Origin of the sequence: Streptomyces sp. NPDC088553 (assembly GCF_044752965.1) — a bacterium.
Lineage (GTDB): Bacteria > Actinomycetota > Actinomycetes > Streptomycetales > Streptomycetaceae > Streptomyces.
Genome location: NZ_JBIVMG010000004.1, coordinates 502,298 through 522,601 on the forward strand (window position 1 = coordinate 502,298; position 20,304 = coordinate 522,601).

Consider the following 20,304-nt stretch of genomic DNA (forward strand, 5'->3'; position numbering starts at 1 on the left):
CTCAGAACCTCTCGGGCTTGACGAGGGCGAGGACGAGGTAGCCCAGGAGGGCGGCGGCCACGAGGAGACCGACGATGTTCTCGGCACTCACAGCTTGGCCACCCCCTTGGCGATGAAGGCCACCAGCGCGAAGACCGCGATCGTGGTGACGACGAAGGCCACGTCGGCCATCGTGAGCTCCCGGATGCAGGAAGAAGGAAGAACGGATTCTCGGACGAGACGAGGAAACCTCTCCTCAGGCCGCCCGCCGCCTCCGTTGACGTGCCCCTAACGCCGCTCATGCCCGTCTTGACGGGTCCCGTACGTCCGGGTGACCTGGGCCACGGGTTTCGGGCTTCCCCGGGTTCTCCGCCCACCCATTGCCAGTGGCCGGAAGGGGACATATCTTCGAGCGAAACCTACGGACCGGGATGCTCGTCAGTCCCGGGGCGGCCCGCCGTTCACGGGTCGGACGGCGGGGAGCGGAACCCTCGGGGACGACGGGGGACGCTGGACGCCGGGCGTACGGGATATCCGTATCCACGTACCCGCAGGAGCTGAGCAGCATGAGCAAGCACGTCCTGGCGCAGAACCAGTACGGCAAGGCCGAGAACCGCGTCGTCGCCGTGACCCGCAAGGGCGACGAGGGCGCATGGCACGAGATCCGCGACCTGAACGTGTCGGTGGCGCTGCGCGGTGAATACCGCGAGGTCCATCTGACCGGCGACAACGGCAACTGCCTGCCGACCGACACCACCAAGAACACGGTGTACGCCTTCGCCAAGGAGCACGGCGTGGCCTCCCCCGAGGCCTTCGGCATCCTCCTGGCCAAGCACTTCGTGACCTCGCAGGCGGTGATCCACGAGGCCCAGATCCGGGTGGAGGAGTACGCCTGGGAGCGGATCTCCGTGCCCACCCGCAAGGAGCAGCACTCCTTCGCCCGCAAGGGCCAGGAGGTCCGCACCGCGCAGATCACCTACTCGGCGAACACCGGGCTCCAGGTCCTCTCGGGCCTCAAGGACCTCACCGTCATGAACTCGACGAACTCCGAGTTCCACGGCTTCATCAAGGACACGTACACGACGCTCCAGGAGGCGTACGACCGGATCCTCGCCACCAAGGTCACCGCCCGCTGGGCGAACTCGGCCCCGACGGCCGCCGACGAGGAGCACGACTGGGACCGCTCCTACCAGAAGGTGCGCCGTCACCTGCTGGAGGCGTTCGCGGAGACGTACAGCTACTCGCTCCAGCAGACGCTGCACGCGATGGCCGACCGGGTCCTCGACAACGTCTCCACGGTCAACGAGGTCCGGCTCAACCTGCCGAACAAGCATCACTTCCTGGTGGACCTGGAGCCCTTCGGCCTCAAGAACGACAACGAGGTCTACTTCGCGGCGGACCGGATGTACGGCCTCATCGAGGGCACCATCCACCGTGACGGCGTGCAGCCGGTGATCGCGACCAGCGACTGGATCACCGCCTGAGCCACCGGATCACCACGGCCTGGCCGTCTCCACTCCCAGCCATACGGCTCCGAGGCCGGCGGCCAGGCTCGCGGCGATGTTGAGTACCGCGTACCCCTTCGCCCCGCCCTCGTACAGCTTCAGCGTCTCGTACGAGAAGGTCGAGTACGTGGTGAGCGCCCCGCACAGGCCCGTGCCGAGCAGCAGATGGACCTGGGCCGACGTCACCCCGGTGAGCAGTCCGAGGAGGAACGATCCGGCGACGTTCACCGTGAACGTGCCCCAGGGGAAGCCGGGGCCGAAGCGGGCGCGCGCCGCGCGGTCCGTGAGGTAGCGCAGGGGCGCGCCGACGGCGGCGCCCGCGACGACCAGCAGCCAGTTCACGCGCGCCCCACCCGGCCCCGCCCCACCCTGGCGTGTACGGCCCTGGCACCGGCGACGCCGGCCCCGACGGCGGCGAGCGCGGCGACCAGAGTGCCGCCCAGGTAGAGCAGACCGCGCGTCGGGTCCCCGGCGCTCAGCAGCCGCTCGGTTTCGAGGCTGTACGTCGAGAAGGTGGTGAACCCGCCGCAGAATCCGGTGCCGAGGAAGGGCCGGAGGAGGGGGTGCGGGGGCGCCGTCGACCACTCGGTCGGCCGCTCCGTCACCAGGACCATCAGCACGCCGAGGAGCGCGCATCCGGCCACGTTCACCGTGAACGTGGTCCACGGGAAGGCGCCTTCCGGGGCCGGCCAGAGCAGCCCCGCGCCGTAGCGTGCGGATGCGCCGAGGGCGCCACCGGCGGCCACCACCCCGACGACCGGCAGTTCCGCGCGCAGTCCCATGGCCGCAAGCCTACGAGGGACGGGTCACGACGCCTACGAGGACGGGTCAAGGCGAGGCGCACAGGCACGGCCCCCGGCCTGGGGCATTAACCGGGGTCCGGCCCGTGCAGCCTCGCTCTGCGATGGTCCGGCCACGCCGTGCGACGGGTCAAAGCCGGGCCGGCGAGTCTGTCAGATCCCCCACGGGGTATTCCGGAGGGGCGTGGCGTGGGGCGGACCGGCCTCCGGCAGTGGGCCGTGAGGGGCTCTTGGACACGCCTCCGACCTGCGACGACACGTCGGGGGGTGGTCCGGTCACCATCCGGCGGCCGATTCGGGTGCCGGGTACACCTCGCCGCCGGAGGCCGTGTCGGGCGACGGTGGTGGGGCAGCGGGAGGGAGCTGCGCAACCTTCGGGCAGGAGTGTCGTGAGTACATCCGTCGCAACCAAGCGTAGGGCCGTGACCGGGGCCGTTCCGCCGGCCGTTCCCCTGGACGTCGTCAGGTCCGTCGGCGCGCCCGGCTCGCGCGAGGACGTCTACGCCGAGCTGTGTGCCGCGCTGTTCTCCGGCTTCCCGCGCCGGGATCAGCGTCTGAAGGCCGAGCAGTATCTGCACGGCCTGCTCACGGCGCAGGGCCGCAAGTCCATCCGTAACATCGCCGCTCAGATAGGCGGTCCCGCCGCCGAGCAGAGCCTGCACCACTTCGTGTCCAGCTCCACCTGGGACTGGCAGCCGATGCGGGCGGCGCTCGCCCGGTACCTGGAGCGCAACAGCTGCCCGCAGGCCTGGGTGGTGCGGCCGATGCCGATACCGAAGGCCGGGGAGCACTCGGTGGGTGTGGACCGGCGGTTCGACCCGGAGCGCGGGCAGGTCTTCCACGGCCAGCAGGCGTTCGGGGTGTGGTTCGCGAGCGACGAGCTGAGCGTGCCCGTCAACTGGCGGCTGTTCCTGCCGGACCCGTGGGTGAACGACCGCACGCGGCGTGACCGCGCGGAGGTTCCCCAGGAGGCCGGCGAGGAGACCCTGGAGGAGTGCGCCGTCGCGGCCGCGCTCGACACGGCCCGCTGGCCGGACGTGACCCGCAAGCCGGTGCTGCTCGACATCCGGGGCGGCGCGGGGCGGGCGGCCCTGACCCGGCTCGCCGGTGCGGGGGTGCCGGTCGTGGCCCGGATCGGTCCGGGTTCCCGGCTGGCGATCGCCGACCGTTCGCTGCCCGGTTTCGGGGCCGGTCCCCTGTCGGCGCTCCAGATCCTGGAGTCGCTCAAGGGCCTGCGCAGGCCGGTGAGCTGGGTGGACACGGTGGCCGGCGCGCGGACCTCGCGCACCTCGCTGGCCACGGCGGTGCGGGTGGCGCTGCCCACGCCGGGCGGCGAGCGGATGCGTCCGCTGGTGCTGCTCGGTGAGTGGGACGACCCGCGGCGGCCCCCGGCCCGGGTGTGGATCAGCGATCTGACCGGTTCGCCGGTCGGCTCCCTGCTGCGGCTGACGAAGCTGGCCCGCCGGGTGGAGCGGGACTTCGTGGAGGTCGGCGAGGGGGCGGGGCTGCGGGACTTCGTGGGCCGTTCGTTCCGCGGCTGGCACCGGCACATCACGCTGGCCTCGGCGGCCCACGCGGCGACGGTGATGGCCGCCACCGACTGGGAGGCGTCCTACGGCTCCGGCTACGGATCAGGCCGTACGACCCGCACGGCGAGCTGAGCCGCGCGGGCGGCGCGCCGCCCCCGGACGGGATCAGACGTTCCGCTCCGGCGGACCCGGCGACGGTCGGCCCGGGTCCGCGGTGGCGCGGCCCCTGGCCAGGACCTCCCGGGTGCGCTGGAGGCGCAGCGCCAGCTGGACCTCCAGGACCTGGCCGGGCTTCTGCCACTCGGGGCCGAGGAGTTCACCGATCCGTTCCAGCCGGCGGGAGACCGTGTTGGGGTGGACGTGGAGCGCCTCGGCCGCGTTGGTCGGGCTGCCGCCGGAGGCGAAGTACGCCTCCAGGGTGTGGGTGAGGTCGGTGAACCGCTCGGCGTCGTAGTCGAGTACGGGTCCGATCGCCGCCTCGACGAAGCCGTCGACGTCGTTGTCGTCGGAGAGCAGCAGTCCGAGGAAGCCCAGGTCCTGCACGGACGCCGCCGAGCCGGTGCCGCCGAGGGCGCTCATCGCGTCCAGGCAGCGGCCGGCCTCCTGGTGCATCCGGGCGACGCCGTCCGGGCTCTGGCCCGGTCCGGCGGCGGCGACGGAGACGGGGTGGCCGAGCAGCGGGGACAGTTCGTCGGCGACGGCCCTGGCGGCGGCCGAGGCGTCGATGCCGGGGAGCAGCAGCACGATGCAGCCGCCCTGCACGGTCTTCAGTCCGCTGAGGCGGTACGCGTACGAGGACGCCCACACGACGGCCCTGCCCTGTTCGCCGCCCTCCGGCCGGGCGAGCACGAGGACGTGCGGTTTGCGCAGGTCGACGCCGAGGCGGCGGGCGCGCTGGGCGATCTGCTGGGGTGCGTGCGGCGGGTCGGCGATGAGGTCGTCGAGGAGTTCGTCACGGACGGGCCCCTCGGCGACGGCGGTGGAGCGCCGCATGAGGAGGAGGAACGCGACGGACTGGGCGGCGAGTTCGAGGAGCCGCTCGTCCTCGCCGGTGAGGCCGCCGGCGGCGCGGATGACGAGGCCGCCGAGGTCTTCGGAGCCGGCGATGACGGGGGCGACCCAGGTGTCGTCGTCGGCGAGGACCGGGCGGCGGCGGGCGTGCGCGTCGAGCGAGGCCTTGGCGACGGCCTCCTCGACGAGGCCGGGTAGGTCTCCGGCGGTGGCGAGGCAACGGCCGCCCTGGTCACGGATCATCACCGTCGCGTCGAGGGCGTCGGCGGCGGCCTTGGCGACACTGCCCAGGTCCCCGCCGGCGAGCACGAGGTTCATGATCCGGCCGTGGGCCTCGCTGACGTGCCGCATCCGGGTGAGGCTGGTGCGGACCCGGGAGCTGTCCCGTTCGAGTTCGGAGACCTCGGCCCGGGTCCGGTCGAGGAGTCCGGCCTTCTCGACGGCGAGCGCGGCGAGGTCGGCGAGCGCGGTGAGGAGCCCGATCTCCTCGCCGGTGTGGTGGCGGACCCGTCGGTCGGCTCCGTGCAGGACGCCGATCACGGTGTCGCCGCTCCGCAGCGGCGCGGCCATGATCGCGTGCAGGTCCTCGGCGCGCAGGGCCGCTTCGGCCACCTCGTCGAGGGCGGGTACGTGGACGCCGGCGTCGAGGGAGTCGAAGGAGGCGAAGCGTTCGTCGGCGAGGCGGTCGGCGGTCCACACGGCCTCGCCGTGCGCCTGGACGGCGCCGCCGAGTCCGTATCCCTCGGCGATCCTCAGGCCGGGGGCGATCCGCGGGCCGCCGGCCTGTCCGGTGCGGGAGCCCTCGGCGGTGTGGACGTAGCAGGTTCCGTGCGGGCCGCGGAGGGTCACGTACGCCAGGTCGAGGCCGAGGAGCCGGCGGGCTCGGCGGGTGATCACGCGCAGCAGGCTGTCGAGGTCGTACGACAGGGTGAGGTCGCGGGCGGTGTCGGTGAGCGTGGCGAGTCCGGCCTCACGGCGCGCGTCCTGCTCGCGTCCGGCGTTCACCTCGCCGGCGAGTGCGACGGCCCGTTCGAGGCGGTCGAGTTCCGCTCCCGCGAGTCCGGTGAGCCGGGCCTCGTCGAGGAGGGTGTCGAAGTGGGCGGCCGGTGCCTGCCGGGCCAGCAGTTCGAGGACCGTGAGCAGCGCGTCGGCACCACCGGCTCCGTCCGCGCCGTGCAAGGTCATGGCCCCGTCCCCCGTAGTCGAGCGAAATCGGGCACCTGGGAGGAAACCCGTACTGCTCGCCGAAACTAATTCGGCTTCGGGAGTCGGTCAACGGTGAGTTCCCGCACTTCGTTCCCGGTGAAGGCCCCGGGGAGGCGTCCGGCTGGTCAGGCCGGCCGTCCTCCGGGGGCTGTGATGTCGGTCGGGCGGCCGCGCTCCGGGCCGCGTCGGTCCGTCAGCCCACGGATCCCGCCGGTACGAGCCGGGCTCGCGCGGGGCTGAACTGGGCCGGGATGCGAGGCGCGTAGAGCGGGCGGACCGCGGTGTTCCGCAGGGTGAGGACCGAGCGCTGGAGGCGGCTCAGCCGCGCCGAGGGCTCCATGCCGCTCTCCCCCTTGAGGGCCACGCGCAGCCGCTCGTACACGGTGAGGGCCTCGTCGTGCTGGCCGCAGCGCAGCAGGGCCACCATGTAGTGGGCGTGGAGGGGCTCGTTGGTGCGGTAGCGGGCGACGAGTCCGGAGAGTTCGGAGACGAGTTCGGCGTGCCGGCCGAGGCCCAGCTGGGCTTCCGTCCACTGGTCGAGGACGCTCAGCCGCGAGGTTTCGAGGCGCTCGACCTCCCGGCGGAGGCGGGGTCCGGCGGCGACGCCCGCGTAGGGTTCGCCGCGCCACAGGGCGAGTGCCTCGCCGAGGCGGAGCGCGGCGCGGGCGAGGTCGCCGGCCTCCATGGCGCGGTATCCGGCGCCGGCCGCGCGCTCGAACTGCCGGACGTCGTTGGTGCCGCCGCCGGTGTCGAGCCGGTAGCCGCCGGGCTGGGAGACGAGGATCGCGTCGGCGGTGCGCCGGTCGGACCAGCCGGGCCCGGGCTCCGCCGAGGGGGCGCCGCGCAGCGCAGCGGCGATGAGGGTGCGCAACTCGGTGATGTGGGACTGGAGTTCGACGCGCGCGCCGCGCGGCGCGCCGGACGGCCACAGTTCCTCGGTGAGCACCGTGACGGGGACGACCTGGTCGGCGCTGGCCGTGAGCAGGGCGAGGAGCTGTCGGGGCGCGGCGGCTGTCGGTGTGATCGACACCCCGTGCTCACGTACCGACAGTCCCCCCAGAATCCGGACGTCCACCTTGCCCCCTCCATGCCTGTGCGGTGTCAGCGCGCGGGATGACTCTCGATGATTAGAAAAGACCCCCGTAGGCATGTCAATAAGAAACCGGAGGGTACGGAAACCCAACCCGGGATATCGGGGTGATTCACCCCCTTTGGGGGGTTATAAGAGCGTAAGATTTTCGTCACTGGCGCAGACCAGCACATGCCCGAAGACTGTTTCCGGACTCGTAGGTACGCTTTCGCGGGAGTCTCGCGGACCTCGAAGAGGCCGACACGCACAACTTCACGCCAGAAACCGTCCGCCTGGTACGGTTCCGCGGCCGGCGAGCTCCGGGGGCGGAAAGGGCGAAGCGGCAGGAAGAGGCGGAAGGGCCGGAGGGCTCGCGAAGGAGCCGGAAGGGCCCGGACCCGCCGCCCTAGACGACGGCGGCGGCGGTCAGCAGGCCGAACGCGACGACGATCAGGGGCGTACGGACACGGTGGAAACCGTTCCAGCGCTTCTCGAAGGCGGCACGGACGGCCGACGGCTCGTCCCCCGTGGCCTCCGACGCGGCCAACGCGTTGTTGAGCGGGATGTTGCCGCCGATGGTGACCGCGTGATTGAGGGCCGCACACACGAGCCCCGCGAGCACCAGCCACTTCTGGGTGTCCGTCCGTCCGTCGACGGGGACGAAGAACGCGGCGACGGGGAAGGCGACCACCCCGAGGAAGACGATCAGGAACACGCCCCTCGGGACGGCTTCGTTGATCCGGCGCATCGCGGTGACGAACTCGGCGTCCGTCAGACGGGCGAGCGCGGGCATGATCCCGGTCTGGAAGATCAGCATGAAACCGGCGTACAGGCCGGTGCATCCGATGGCGAGGGCGAGCAGCAGGGAGGCCATGCGGCCATTCTCACCCGCTGCCCGCCCCACACGTCAGCTGTACGGGTCCCCGGATTTCAACTCGCCCTCGCGAGTGGCCCCTTCGGTCGGCCCGCGGAGCCCGTCGGCCTGCCGCACGGCCGCGGCCAGCTCCCGCACCACCGCCGAACCCGACCGGCCGGCGATCGCCTCGGCGCGCTCCGCCAGCGCCCGGAGACCCGGAGCGCCCGGCAGGTCGCCGCCCCGCAGGGCGTCCGCGAAGTAGGCGGTGATCGCCGTCAGCTGCAGACTGTCGTGGCCGCCGGCCCAGAGGTCACCGGCGAGGGCGGCCGTGCCGACCGAGCCGGAACGCTCGTGGGGCGCGCGCGTGGCCGGGTCGAGCCAGCGGACGGTGGCGGTGGCCACCGGGCCGGTCGCTCCGGCCCTGGTCCGCACCGCGTACAGCGCGGTGACCGTGTGACCGGCACCGACCTCGCCGCCGTCGACCCGGTCGTTCCGGAAGTCCTCGTCGGCGACCTCACGGTTCTCGTAGCCGATCAGCCGGAACCTCTCGACGGTCCGCCGGTCGAAGGAGACCTGCGCCTTGGCGTCCCGCGCGCGCAGCTCGACATGGGCGGGCAGCTGGTCGACGAAGACCTTGCGGGCCTGCGCGGAGTCGGAGACGTACGTGGTCTGGCCGTCGCCCCGGTCGGCGAGCTGCTCCATGAACGCGTCGCCGTAGTCGCTGCCCACACCGACGCCGAAGAGGGTGATCCCGTACCGCTTCCGCTCCGCGCCGATCCGTTCCAGGATCGCCCCGGCCTCGGTGGCGCCGGTGTTGGCGAGCGCGTCGGAGAGCAGCACGACCCGGTTGGTGGCGCCCTCGCGGTGGCCTTCGACGGCCACGTCGTAGCCGGTGCGGACGCCCGCCTCGACATTGGTGGAGGAGCTCGTCGCGAGGGAGTCCACCACCTCGCGGATCCGGCCGCGGGCGTCGCCCACCCGGGTCAGCGGCAGCCGGGTCTCGGCCTGGTCGCTGAAGGTGACGAGGCCGATCGAGTCGTCGTCGCGGAGCTCGTCGGCGAGCAGTCCGAGCGACTCCTTGACCAGGTCGAGCCGGCCGGGCTCGGCCATCGAGCCGGAGACGTCGACGACGAAGGTGAGGGCGGCGGGCGGGCGTTCGCCGCTCCGGTCCGCCGCGCGCGTGGCGAGGCCGACCCGGACCAGGGACCAGCCGTCCTGCCCGGCGCGGGCCCCGTCGAGGGTCACGCTGAAGCCGTTGTCCTCCGGACGCGGGTAGTCGGGGCGGAAGCTGTTGACGAACTCCTCGGGGCGCACCGTCGCCGGGTCGGGCAGCCTCCCCTCGGCGAGGGTGCGGCGCGCGTAGCCGTACGAGGCGGTGTCCACGTCCAGGGCGAACGTGGAGAGGTAGTCGGGGGCGGGCGCCGAGGAGGGCCGCCGGTCCTCCGCGGCGCCCTCGGCTCCCTCGGGGTTCACGGTGCCCGCTCCCCCGTCGGGGGCAGCCGGGGTGGCGTGGCCGCCCTCCCCCTTCGCCCGGTCGGCGCTGGTTCGTTCGCCGCCCGCGCCGCAGCCTCCGACGGCCAGTCCGGCCGCCAGCAGAGCCGCGACGGTGGCCGAGAACCGGGCCCGGCGGTGTCCGGCCGTCCCCTTGTCCTGTCGTGCCATGTCATCTCCCCCTCTTGGTGAGCCACTTGTGAATGTGACGAACGAGAGGCCCGCTGGGAGCAGTCGAAGGAGTTGCGGATGGATCTCGATGCGGCAACGGCGACCGGGGGGACGACGTGTGGCATGGATTCGCCATCCTTTTCAACAGGGGTTGTCACCGTGTGCAGTCACATGCGTACATGGAGTGGACATCGATCGGGCGGGGGTGGTCAGCGGTGGCAGAGAGCGCGGGCTCCGTGATGCTCGCCCGTTCGGCGATGAACCGGGCCGCGACCGAGGGACAGCGGCCCGCGGGGCGTCCGGTCCGGGGTGCGCGGCGCATCAGCGCGGCGCTCGCCGGGCTGGCCGCTTCCACCCGGTACGAGTTGCTGACCTTCGACGACCCGGTCGCGTCGGCGGGCTGCGCGATCCCCGAGCCGTTCCTGGAGCTGGCGGAGGCGTGCATGCGGGCGGCGGTGGAGCGGGCCGGCGAGGTCCGGCGGATCGTGCCGCGGCACGCGCTGCCGCACCTTGAGGGCGGGCTCCGGATTCCCGGCCGGGCCCGGCTCGCGGAGGCCATCCCGTTCAAGATGATCGTCGTCGACCGGACGGTGGCCGCGGTCCCGCTCGATCTGGAGCTGCTCTACAACGGGCTGTTGCTGATCCGCGATCCGGTGGTGGTGCAGGCCCTCGCCCGGGCGCATCACGCCTGCTGGGCGACGGCCGAGGAGCTGACGTACGCGCCGCCGCCCCCGCGGCAGCCGTGCGATCTGCCACCGCAGCTGCGTCCGGTGCTCGACGCCCTGTTGTCGGGGGTCACGGACGAGACGGCGGCGGCCCGGCTCGGCATGTCCGCGCGGACGTACAGCCGGCGGGTGGGCGAGCTGATGGCGGCCCTCGGCACGACGAGCCGCTTCCGCGCGGGCGCGGAAGCGGCTCGAAGGGGGTGGCTGTGAGCAGAAGACCCTAGGGCCCCGGCGGGGACCGCCGTACGGAACTTCCGGTCGGAAGTCGCCGGTGAGCTGGGCCGGTCGGGAGTCGCCGGTCGGGGCCTACGACACGATGTCCTTGCGGGCGAAGCCGCGGAAGGCGAGCGCGAAGAGGACGAGGGCGTACGTCAGTGAGATCGCCGTGCCCTTCACCATGCCGCCCCACTCCAGCTGCGGCTGGAGCGCGTCGATCCAGGCGAACTGCCAGTGCGCGGGCAGGTAGTCGCGCCAGTCGCCGAGCGCCGTGACGGCGTCCAGGACGTTGCCGACGATCGTCAGGCCGACGGCTCCGCCGACCGCGCCGAGCGGGGCGTCGGTGCGGGTGGAGAGCCAGAAGGCGAGTCCCGCGGTGACCAGTTGGGAGGCGAAGACGAACGCGACGGCGATGCCGATGCGGAGCACGGCGTCCCCGGCGGGCACCGCGCCGCCGGTGGGCAGCTGGAGCGGCCCCCAGCCATAGGCGACCGTGCCCACGGCCAGGGCGACGAGCGGCAGCAGGACCATCGCGGCCGCGCTGTAGGCGAGGGCGACCGTCAGCTTGGAGGCGAGGAGCCGGGACCGGGGCACGGGCGCGGCCAGGAGGTAGCGCAGGGAGGACCAGCTCGCCTCGGAGGCGACGGTGTCCCCGCAGAACAGCGCGACCGGGACGACGAGGAGGAACCCGGCCGAGACGAAGAGGCTGGTCGCGGCGAAGTTGGCGCCGGAGGCGGTCGCCGTGTCCATCAGGGTGATGCGGCCGTTGCCGCCGCCGTCCTGGTCGCCGCCGATCGCGAAGGCGATCAGCAGGACGAACGGCAGGGCGACCAGGATGCCGCCCATGATCAGGGTGCGGCGGCGCTTCCACTGGCGCAGTGCCTCGACGCGCAGCGGCAGCGTGCGTCCGGCGCGGTAGCCGGGGGCGGCGGACTCCGCGGGTGCCGCGGCGGCCTCGGGAGCCGTGGGGGTGTCGAGCAGCGGGCTCATGCGGCTCCTCCTCCGATCAGGGTCAGGAACGCGTCTTCGAGGCGCCGGTGCGGTCCGACGCCGGTCAGCGGCACGTCCAGGCCGACGAGTTCGCCGATGAGGGCGGTCGGGTCGAGGGTGTCGAGGCGGACGAGGATCCCGCCGTCGGTCCGGGTGGCCGTGGCCACGCCAGGGAGGGCGCCGACCTTCTCGACGAGCGCGTCGGGGACGGCCTCGGCGAGGGTGACGAGCAGGGTGTCGCCGGAGCCGGTGATCTCGGCGACCGGTCCGGCCTGCACGAGCTGTCCCCGGTCCATGACGACGAGGTGGGTGCAGGACTGCTCGACCTCGGCGAGGAGGTGGCTGGAGACGATGACGGTACGGCCGCCGGCCGCGTACCGGATCATCACCTCGCGCATCTCGCGGATCTGCGGCGGGTCGAGTCCGTTGGTGGGCTCGTCCAGGATCAGCAGGTCCGGCAGGCCGAGCATGGCCTGGGCGAGGGCGAGGCGCTGCCGCATGCCCTGCGAGTAGGTGCGGACGGCCCGGTCGAGGGCGTTGCCCAGGTTGGCGATGCGCAGGGCCTCGTCGACATGGGCGTCCTCGGCGGGACGGCCGGTGGCCTTCCAGTACAGGTCCAGGTTCTCCCGGCCGTCGAGGTGCGGCAGGAAGCCGGCGCCCTCGACGAAGGAGCCGACGCGGGAGAGGACCGGGGCGCCGGGCCGGATGGCCTGGCCGAAGACCCGGATCTCGCCCTCGTCGGGGGTGATCAGGCCCATCAGCATGCGCAGGGTGGTGGTCTTTCCCGCGCCGTTGGGCCCGAGGAGGCCGAGGACCTGACCCTGCTCGACGCGGAAGGTGAGGTCCTTGACGCTGTACCGGTCGCCGCCCTTGTACTTCTTGGAGAGCCCGGTGATCTGGAGCGGTACGGCGGCCAGTTCGGGGTCGGGCGCGGGGGCGGCGGTGCGGCGGCGGGCGGTGAGCAGCAGCGCGGCGGCGCCGGCGAGGCCGAGGAGCGGCAGGCCCCAGACCCACCAGGGCAGGGCGGCGGCCTGGGTGTCGAGGCCGGGGTCGGTGGGAACGGTGAGCGGGCCCTCGACGGCGACGGTGTAGTCGGCGGGGACGGCCGGGGAGGCGTAGCCGAGGTCGGTGGCGGCGACGACGAGCCGGAGCCGGTGTCCGGCCTCCACCTCGTGGTCGATCGCGGGCAGGGTGAGGGTGACGCTCTTCCCTGCCCCGGCGCCGTCGACGCGGACGGGGGCGACGAGCTGGGCGGGCAGCACCTGCTGCCGGCCGTCGGGCCCGACGTCGTACGCCTTGGCGAAGAGGACGGCGGAACCGTCGCCGGCGGTGGAGGTGACCTTGACGCGGACGGTCGGGGTGCCGGTGATCCGCAGCGGCTCGTCCTGCGGCTTCGCGTCGAACCGGGCGTGCTGGCCGGGGAAGTCGAGGGAGAGGCCGACGCCGAGGGAGGAGAGTCCGGCGACTCCGCCGCCGAGGCCGGGGACGGCCGAGACGGCGGGCGGTGCGGCGCCGGCCGGGTTCGCGAAGGTCTGTGCCGGTCCGGCGAGCGGGACGCTCGTGGCACCGGCGGTGAGACCGGGGTAGCGGTCGGCGGTGGCGGCGCGCAGGGTGGCCTGCCCGTCGGTGGAGTCGACGCCGCCGGTGCGGCTGACGCGGAACGCGGGGCCGGTGTCGACGGAGGTGTCCTTCTTCAGCCAGCGGTCGAACCAGGTGCTGATCCGTCGCTCGACGCGCTCGGTCTCGCGGTCGCCGCCGTCGTGACCGCCGGAGATCCAGTCGACGGCGACGGGGGCGCCGTTGGCGGTGAGGGTGCGGGCCATGGCGTCGGACTGGGCCAGGGTGAAGAGCGAGTCGGACTGGCCCTGGACGAGCAGCGCGGGCACCTTGACCCGGGAGCCGACGGCGGAGGGGCTGCGGGCTTCGAGGAGGGCGCGGGCGGCGGCGTCGGGCTTCCCGGAGACGGCGACGCGCTCGTAGAGGGAGCAGAGCTCGGGGGTGAACCGGCCGCAGGCGGCCGCCTTCCCCGCGGGTGCCTTCCCGGTGGGGACCTGCCCCGGAGGGACCTCCTCCGTTGCGGGCGCGGACGGGGCTCCGGGCTGGTTCCCCGCGGAGAAGAAGATCCCGGCCCAGAGCTTCTTGAAGACACCGTCGGGGAAGAGGGCGTCGGCGAGGTTCCAGTACGTGATCTGCGGGGCGATGGCGTCGACGCGGCTGTCGTGTCCGGCGGCGAGCAGGGAGATCGCGCCGCCGTAGGAGGCGCCGGTGACGCCGACGCGCGGGTCGCCCGGCTTGTCGAGGAGGACCTCGGGCCGGGCGGCGAGCCAGTCGATCAGCTTCCGGGCGTCCTTGACCTCGTGGTCGGGGTCGTTGAGCCCGATCTCGCCGGTGGAGGCGCCGAAGCCGCGCGCGGACCAGGTGAGGACGGCGTAGCCGTCCCGGGCGAGTTGCTCGGCCTGGGCGCGGACGTCGTCCTTGGAGCCGCCGAAGCCGTGCCCGAGGAGAACGGCCGGCCGGCGGCCGGCGGCGTCGCCGGTGAAGTACGAGGTGTCGATACGGGTGCCGTCGAGGTCGAGCATCCGGTCCGCCCGGTGCACGGGCGGCGGATCGTCCGAGGCGACGACGGTCCAGGTGCCGGCACCCGCGATGACGGCGAGGACGGCGGTGACCGCGGCCCACCGGGGAAGTCGGAGTCGCATGGTTCGAGCCTAAGCGGACCGCCTGTGTGCCACGGCTGCCCGGAGACGGAAGTCCCGCACCTCCTCCGGTCGTACGCAGTACGGTCCGCGTACAGCAGGCGCGGTACGGGCGCCGCGGGCGGAGGAGCGGACATGATCAGGATCCGGCGGGCGACGACGGTGGCCGAACTGCTCGCGGCGGAGCACCTCTACGACGGTCCGGCGCGCGACGACTGGGCCGCGCGCTTCCTGGCGGCACCGGGTCATCTGATGCTGATCGCCTACACGGAGGACGGCTTCCCGGCCGGTTTCGTCTCCGGGATCGAGATGCTGCACCCGGACAAGGGGGCGGAGATGTGCCTCTACGAGCTGTCGGTGGACGAGGGCCACCGGCGGCGCGGGGTGGGGCGGGCCCTGACGGAGGCGCTGCTCGCGGAGGCCCGGGAGCGGGGCTGCCGGGGCGCGTGGGTGGGTGTGGACACGGACAACGATCCGGCGCTCGCGACGTACCGGTCGGCGGGCTCGGTGGACGAGGGCGTGTTCGCGATGCTGGGTTGGCCGCTGGGCGACGCGGAGGCCGGGGCGCCGGACGGCGTGTCGGGCTGAGCGGTTCGGCCGAGCCGCCGCCGATCGGACCAGGCGGCCGCGAGCGTCGGACCGCGAACGGGGTACGGCCCCCGGGGTGTGCTGTCAGCACCCCGGGGGCCGTCGCCGCGGACCGCCCGCGTCAGTGGTTGCGCGGGAAGCCCAGGTCCACGCCCGCCGGGGCGTCCGACGGGTCCGGCCAGCGGGTGGTGACGACCTTGCCGCGGGTGTAGAAGTGCACGCCGTCGTTGCCGTAGATGTGGTGGTCGCCGAAGAGCGAGTCCTTCCAGCCACCGAAGGAGTGGTAGCCGACCGGCACCGGGATCGGCACGTTCACGCCGACCATGCCGGCCTCGACCTCCAGCTGGAAGCGGCGGGCGGCGCCGCCGTCGCGGGTGAAGATCGCGGTGCCGTTGCCGAACGGCGAGGCGTTGATGAGGGCGAGGCCCTCCTCGTACGTCTCGGTGCGCAGCACGCAGAGCACCGGGCCGAAGATCTCGTCCTGGTAGGCCTTGGCGGTGGTCGGCACGTGGTCCAGGAGGGAGAGGCCGATCCAGTGGCCGTCCTCGTGGCCCTCGACGGTGTAGCCGGTGCCGTCGAGGACGACCTCGCAGCCCTCGTCCGCCGCGCCGTGGACGTAGGAGGCGACCTTGTCGCGGTGGACGGCCGTGATGAGCGGGCCCATCTCGGAGGTCGGGTCGGTGCCGGGGCCGATCTTGATCTTCTCGGCGCGCTCGCGGATCTTCTGGACCAGCTCGTCGCCGATGGAGCCGACGGCCACGACGGCCGAGATGGCCATGCAGCGCTCACCGGCGGAGCCGTACGCGGCGGAGACGGCCGCGTCGGCCGCCGCGTCGAGGTCGGCGTCCGGGAGGACCAGCATGTGGTTCTTCGCGCCGCCGAGCGCCTGGACGCGCTTGCCGTTGGCGGAGGCGGTGGTGTGGATGTACCGGGCGATCGGGGTGGAGCCGACGAAGGAGATCGCGGAGACGTCCGGGTGCTCCAGGAGGCGGTCCACGGCCACCTTGTCGCCGTGCAGGACGTTGAAGACGCCGTCCGGGAGGCCCGCCTCGGCGAGCAGCTCGGCGATCTTGAGGGACGGCGAGGGGTCCTTCTCGCTCGGCTTGAGGATGAAGGTGTTGCCGGTCGCGATGGCGATCGGGAACATCCACATCGGCACCATGGCCGGGAAGTTGAAGGGCGTGATGCCGGCGACGACGCCGACGGGCTGGCGGATGGACGCCACGTCCACCCGGTTCGACACCTGGGTGGAGAGCTCGCCCTTGAGCTGGGTGGTGATGCCGCAGGCCAGGTCGACGATCTCCAGGCCGCGGGCGACCTCGCCGAGCGCGTCGGAGTGGACCTTGCCGTGCTCGGCGACGATCAGCTCGGCGATGGCGTCGCGGTTGGCGTCGAGGAGCGCGCGGAACTTGAAGAGGATGGTGGTGCGCTGGGCGAGCGAGGAGGTGCCCCAGGTCGCCCAGGCGTCCTTGGCGGCGGCGACGGCGGCGTCGACCTCCTCGACGGAGGCGAGCGCGACCTTCGTGGTCACGGCGCCGGTGGCCGGGTCGGTGACCGGGCCCCAGTTGCCCGACGTGCCCTCGACGGTCTTGCCACCGATCCAGTGGTTGACGGTCTTGACGGTGTTCGTCATGACGAAATGCTCCTTCAGAGATGGCGGCGTCGGGCGGTGACGTGCCGGTCGTACTCCTCCCGGGCCTTGACCGCCGACGGGCGGGTCGAGGTCTCGGCCACGGGCACATCCCACCATGCCTGGGCCGGGGGCGGGCCCGACACAGTGTCTGGCGTTTCGGTCTCGACGTAGACACATGTGGGAACCGTCGCGGTCCGCGCGTCCGCGAGGGCTTCCCGCAGGTCACGCACGGTGCGGGGGCGCAGCACCCGCATGCCGAGGGAGGCGGCGTTGGCGCCGAGGTCGACGGGGAGCGGCGGGCCGGTGAAGCCGCCGAAGGCGTCCCGGTGGCGGTAGTCGGTGCCGAAGCGTTCGGCGCCGACGGCCTCCGAGAGGCCGCCGATGGAGGCGTAGCCGTGGTTCTGGAGGATGACCAGCTTGATGGGCAGTCCCTCCTGGACGGCGGTGACGATCTCGGTGGGATTCATCAGGTACGTGCCGTCGCCGACGAGGGCCCAGACCGGCCGGCCGGGGGCGGCGAGGGCGACGCCGATGGCGGCGGGGATCTCGTAGCCCATGCACGAGTAGCCGTATTCGACGTGGTACTGGTCGCTGGACCGGGCCCGCCACAGCTTGTGCAGGTCGCCGGGGAGCGAGCCGGCGGCGTTGATCAGGATGTCGCTGCCGTCGACCAGGGTGTCGAGTACGCCGAGGACCTGGACCTGGGTGGGGCGGGCGCCCGGGTCGGGTGCGGCGTAGGCGGCGTCGGTCCGCTCCTGCCATTCCCGCTTGGAGGACGCCCACCGCACTGTGCCCTGCCGGTGGCCGCCGAGCGCGTCGGTGAGGGCCTCCAGCCCGGCCCGGGCGTCGGCGACGAGCGGCAGCGCGGCCTGCTTGTGGGCGTCGTACGCGGTGATGTTGAGGTTGACGAGCCGCGTGTCGGGGCGGAAGAGGGTGCCGGAGGCGGTGGTGAAGTCGGTGAGGCGGGTGCCGACGCCGATGATCAGGTCGCTGGCGCGGGCGAGGGCGTTCGCGGTCCGTGTGCCGGTGTGGCCGATGCCGCCGACGTCGCAGGGGTGGTCCCAGGGCAGGACGCCCTTGCCGGCCTGGGTGGTGGCGACGGGGAGGTCGGCCGACCGGGCGAGGGTGCTCAGGGCTTCCTGGGCCGCGCTGTACCTGACCCCGCCGCCGGCGATGATCAGCGGCCGTCGGGCCGTCCTGACCGCCTGGACGGCCGCGTCGAGTTCGGCCGCGTCGGGCCGTGGCCGGCGGACGGTCCAGGTCCGCTCGGCGAGGAACTCCTCGGGCCAGTCGTACGCCTCGGCCTGCACGTCCTGCGGCAGGGCGAGCGTGACCGCCCCGGTGTCGGCGGGGTCGGTGAGGACGCGTACGGCGGCGAGGGCGGCCGGGACCAGTGCCTCGGGGCGGGTGACGCGGTCGAAGTAGCGCGACACGGGGCGCAGGCAGTCGTTGACGGACATCTCGCCCGCGTACGGGACTTCGAGCTGCTGCAGGACGGGGTCGGCGGGGCGGGTGGCGAAGGTGTCGCCGGGCAGCAGGAGGACGGGCAGCCGGTTGACGGTGGCGAGGGCGGCGCCGGTGACGAGGTTGGTGGCGCCGGGGCCGATGGAGGTGGTGACGGCGTGGGCGCGCAGCCGGTCGGACTGGCGGGCGTAGCCGACGGCGGCGTGCACCATGGCCTGTTCGTTGCGTCCCTGGTGGTACGGCATGAGGCCGGGGTGCTCGACGAGCGCCTGCCCGATGCCGGCGACGTTGCCGTGGCCGAAGATGCCCCAGGTCGCGGTGATCAGCCGCTGCCGTACGCCGTCGCGTTCGGTGTGCTGCGCGGCGAGGAAACGCACCAGGGCCTGGGCGACGGTGAGCCGGACGCTCATGCGTATCCCTCCGTGTGGTCGGGGTGGAAGCAGATCCGCCACTCCCGTTCGGGGCCGGGTCCCGCCATCACGTTCAGGTAGTACAGCGGGTGTCCCGGCTGGGCGATCGACGGGCCGTGCCAGCCGTCGGGTACGAGGACGGCGTCACCGTCCCGGACCTCGGCGAGGAGCTCGGCGCCGCCGGGCCGGGAGGGGGAGATCCGCTGGTAGGCGAGGGCGCCCGGGCCCTCGATCTCGTAGTAGTAGATCTCTTCGAGGACGGACTCGGCGCCGGGGCGGTGCTCGTCGTGCTTGTGCGGCGGGTACGAGGACCAGTTGCCGCCGGGCGTGACGACCTCGACGGCGATGAGCCGGTCGCAGGCGAAGGCGTCGGCCGAGGCGAAGTTCCGTACCTCGCGGGCGCGGTTGCCGCTGCCGCGGGTCTCGACGGGAACCTCCGGCGCGGGGCCGTAGCGGGCGGGGAGTCGTCGCTCGCACTTCGCTCCTGCCAAAGCGAAGCGGCCTCCCGCACCGGAGGCGATCTGGGCGTGGGCGTCGCGCGGTACATAGGCGAAGTCGGTCACTCCGTCGAACACGCTCGCGCGGCCCAGGAGTTCGAGGATCTCGCCGTCGACGCGCACGCTACAGGCACCGGAGAGGGGAAGCACGACCCATTCGGAATCCCCGCCCTCGAAGGAGTGGATCCCGCCCGGTCCGAGGGTGAGGACCCGGAGGGCGGAGTACGTCCAGCCGGCCCTCCCGGGGTCGATGTCGAGCCCGTACGGGCCGCGGGCGGCGGTTCCGGCGGGGAGGTGGAGGGACGGGGGGTGACGGGTGCTCATGACTCACCCCTACCCGTTTTCCGCCAGGGTTCCGGAGCCGGTCGCGAGCGCCTCGGCGATCTCGGCGGCGTACGGCATGGCGGACGAGCAGGCGAGGCGGCCCGCGACGATCGCACCGGCGGCGTTGGCGTGGCGCAAGGTGGTCTCCAGGTCCCGGCCGGCGAGCAGTCCGTGGACGAGCGCCCCGCCGAACGCGTCGCCCGCGCCGAGGCCGTTGACCACATCGACCGGCAGCGGCGGCACCTCGGCGCTCGTCCCGTCGGCGGCGAGCGCGAGGACGCCCTCGGGGCCCCGCTTGACGACGGCGAGCCGGAGCCCGGTGTCCCCGCCGGCGGCGAGCAGCGCGCGGGCGGCCGCGTACGGCTCGCGCTCCCCCGTCGCCACCTCGCACTCGTCGATGTTGCCGACGGCGACGGTCGCGTGCCGCAGCGCCTCGGCGTAGGAGGGGCGGGCGGCCGCCGGGTCCGTCCAGAACATCGGCCGCCAGTCCAGGTCGAGGACGGTCACCTCCCGCCCGGACCTGGCCCGCAGGGCGTCCAGGGTCGCGGTGCGGCTCGGCTCGGCGCAGAGGCCCGTGCCGGTCGCCCAGAGGACGCGGGCGGCGCGGATCGCGTCGAGGTCCAGCTCGTGCGGGTGGATCTCCAGGTCGGGGGCCTTGGGGCGGCGGTAGAAGGTGAGCGGGAAGTCGTCGGGCGGGAAGAGGGCGCAGAAGGTGACAGGGGTGGGGTACGCGTCGACCTCGGTCACCCAGCGGTCGTCCACCCCGAAGCCCTTCAGCTCGCGGCGCAGATAGGTGCCGAAGGGGTCGGCGCCGGTGCGGGAGACGAGGGCGGTGCGCAGGCCGAGCCGGGCGGCGGCGACGGCGACGTTCGCCGGGGAGCCGCCGAGGAACTTGGCGAAGGTGTCGGCCCGGTCGAGTCCGACCCCGGTCTGGAGCGGGTACAGGTCCACGCCGAGGCGCCCCATGGTGATCAGGTCGTACGGCTCCGACTCCACCCGCGCCACCTCTCGCGTCCGGCTTCCGCACCCAGGTCTAGCCGTCCGCCCGGAGGCGTGTCAACGATATGTCCGGACATTCTGACGACCGCGCCGCCGACGAGGAGCGGCCCGTGCGGGCCGGAGCGGCCTCCTTGACGCTGCTCGC

At 73.2% G+C, this 20,304-nt stretch carries 17 protein-coding genes; 4 read left to right on the top strand and 13 right to left on the bottom strand.

All coding sequences use genetic code 11. The annotated features are described in order from the left end of the window. Position 1 precedes the first annotated feature (1 nt). Positions 2–91 carry a K(+)-transporting ATPase subunit F gene (gene kdpF, locus ACIP8Z_RS15340; protein ID WP_033204243.1) on the bottom strand — a complete coding sequence of 30 codons (90 nt, stop codon included), beginning with the start codon at positions 89–91 and terminating at the stop codon, positions 2–4. A gap of 454 nt (positions 92–545) precedes the next feature. Here kdpF and pucL point away from each other — a divergent pair, with 454 nt between their 5' ends. After that, positions 546–1,463 (top strand): factor-independent urate hydroxylase, encoded by a 918-nt coding sequence (pucL, locus tag ACIP8Z_RS15345; RefSeq protein WP_402083319.1) that lies wholly within the window; start codon positions 546–548, stop codon positions 1,461–1,463. A gap of 9 nt (positions 1,464–1,472) precedes the next feature. Here pucL and crcB (ACIP8Z_RS15350) read toward each other — a convergent pair whose 3' ends face one another. Then, positions 1,473–1,826: a fluoride efflux transporter CrcB gene (crcB, locus tag ACIP8Z_RS15350; RefSeq protein WP_402083322.1), complete on the bottom strand. Its 354-nt coding sequence runs from the start codon at positions 1,824–1,826 to the stop codon at positions 1,473–1,475. Next, positions 1,823–2,266, bottom strand: coding sequence for a fluoride efflux transporter CrcB (gene crcB, locus ACIP8Z_RS15355; RefSeq protein ID WP_402083324.1), 444 nt, complete (start codon positions 2,264–2,266; stop codon positions 1,823–1,825). The genes crcB (ACIP8Z_RS15350) and crcB (ACIP8Z_RS15355) overlap by 4 nt, the downstream gene beginning before the upstream one ends. Positions 2,267–2,673: 407 nt before the next feature. Here crcB (ACIP8Z_RS15355) and ACIP8Z_RS15360 point away from each other — a divergent pair, with 407 nt between their 5' ends. Continuing rightward, complete coding sequence (locus ACIP8Z_RS15360; RefSeq protein WP_402083326.1) at positions 2,674–3,945, top strand: IS701 family transposase; 1,272 nt, start codon at positions 2,674–2,676, stop codon at positions 3,943–3,945. Positions 3,946–3,978: 33 nt separating this feature from the next. Here ACIP8Z_RS15360 and ACIP8Z_RS15365 read toward each other — a convergent pair whose 3' ends face one another. The 4 genes from ACIP8Z_RS15365 to ACIP8Z_RS15380 form a co-directional block, all read right to left on the bottom strand. Next, on the bottom strand, positions 3,979–6,009 hold the full coding sequence (locus ACIP8Z_RS15365) for a helix-turn-helix domain-containing protein (RefSeq protein ID WP_402083329.1): 2,031 nt from the start codon (positions 6,007–6,009) through the stop codon (positions 3,979–3,981). Positions 6,010–6,223: 214 nt separating this feature from the next. Then, a complete protein-coding gene (locus ACIP8Z_RS15370; RefSeq protein WP_402083330.1) occupies positions 6,224–7,105 on the bottom strand; it encodes a BTAD domain-containing putative transcriptional regulator in 882 nt (293 codons plus the stop codon). A 400-nt stretch (positions 7,106–7,505) separates the two neighbouring features. Continuing rightward, a complete protein-coding gene (locus tag ACIP8Z_RS15375; RefSeq protein ID WP_402083333.1) occupies positions 7,506–7,973 on the bottom strand; it encodes a DUF1772 domain-containing protein in 468 nt (155 codons plus the stop codon). A 33-nt stretch (positions 7,974–8,006) separates the two neighbouring features. Then, positions 8,007–9,617 carry a von Willebrand factor type A domain-containing protein gene (locus tag ACIP8Z_RS15380; protein WP_402083335.1) on the bottom strand — a complete coding sequence of 537 codons (1,611 nt, stop codon included), beginning with the start codon at positions 9,615–9,617 and terminating at the stop codon, positions 8,007–8,009. A 215-nt stretch (positions 9,618–9,832) separates the two neighbouring features. On the opposite strand from ACIP8Z_RS15380, the gene ACIP8Z_RS15385 reads away from it, so the two are divergent. Beyond that, positions 9,833–10,552, top strand: a complete 720-nt coding sequence (locus ACIP8Z_RS15385) for a DNA-binding response regulator (RefSeq protein ID WP_402083338.1) — start codon at positions 9,833–9,835, stop codon at positions 10,550–10,552. Between the two features lie 96 nt (positions 10,553–10,648). Here ACIP8Z_RS15385 and ACIP8Z_RS15390 read toward each other — a convergent pair whose 3' ends face one another. Continuing rightward, entirely contained in the window at positions 10,649–11,548 is a 900-nt protein-coding gene (locus tag ACIP8Z_RS15390) for an ABC transporter permease (protein ID WP_383586013.1), read from the bottom strand. Beyond that, positions 11,545–14,247: a CocE/NonD family hydrolase gene (locus tag ACIP8Z_RS15395; RefSeq protein ID WP_402083341.1), complete on the bottom strand. Its 2,703-nt coding sequence runs from the start codon at positions 14,245–14,247 to the stop codon at positions 11,545–11,547. The genes ACIP8Z_RS15390 and ACIP8Z_RS15395 overlap by 4 nt, the downstream gene beginning before the upstream one ends. Before the next feature lie 135 nt (positions 14,248–14,382). Here ACIP8Z_RS15395 and ACIP8Z_RS15400 point away from each other — a divergent pair, with 135 nt between their 5' ends. Beyond that, the gene (locus ACIP8Z_RS15400; RefSeq protein ID WP_402083852.1) at positions 14,383–14,832 is read left to right on the top strand and encodes a GNAT family N-acetyltransferase; all 450 of its coding nucleotides are present in this window, start codon (positions 14,383–14,385) and stop codon (positions 14,830–14,832) included. A 121-nt stretch (positions 14,833–14,953) separates the two neighbouring features. Here ACIP8Z_RS15400 and mmsA read toward each other — a convergent pair whose 3' ends face one another. From mmsA to iolC, 4 genes are read right to left on the bottom strand one after another with little or no spacing between them, the layout of a single operon-like run. Then, complete coding sequence (gene mmsA / locus ACIP8Z_RS15405; protein ID WP_209494936.1) at positions 14,954–16,465, bottom strand: CoA-acylating methylmalonate-semialdehyde dehydrogenase; 1,512 nt, start codon at positions 16,463–16,465, stop codon at positions 14,954–14,956. Positions 16,466–16,479: 14 nt separating this feature from the next. Next, a complete protein-coding gene (iolD, locus tag ACIP8Z_RS15410) occupies positions 16,480–18,339 on the bottom strand; it encodes a 3D-(3,5/4)-trihydroxycyclohexane-1,2-dione acylhydrolase (decyclizing) (RefSeq protein ID WP_402083344.1) in 1,860 nt (619 codons plus the stop codon). Continuing rightward, positions 18,336–19,160: a 5-deoxy-glucuronate isomerase gene (gene iolB, locus ACIP8Z_RS15415; protein ID WP_402083346.1), complete on the bottom strand. Its 825-nt coding sequence runs from the start codon at positions 19,158–19,160 to the stop codon at positions 18,336–18,338. Before iolB ends, iolD begins: the two co-directional genes overlap by 4 nt. A gap of 9 nt (positions 19,161–19,169) precedes the next feature. Next, entirely contained in the window at positions 19,170–20,126 is a 957-nt protein-coding gene (iolC, locus tag ACIP8Z_RS15420; RefSeq protein WP_402083855.1) for a 5-dehydro-2-deoxygluconokinase, read from the bottom strand. Positions 20,127–20,304: the final 178 nt, after the last annotated feature.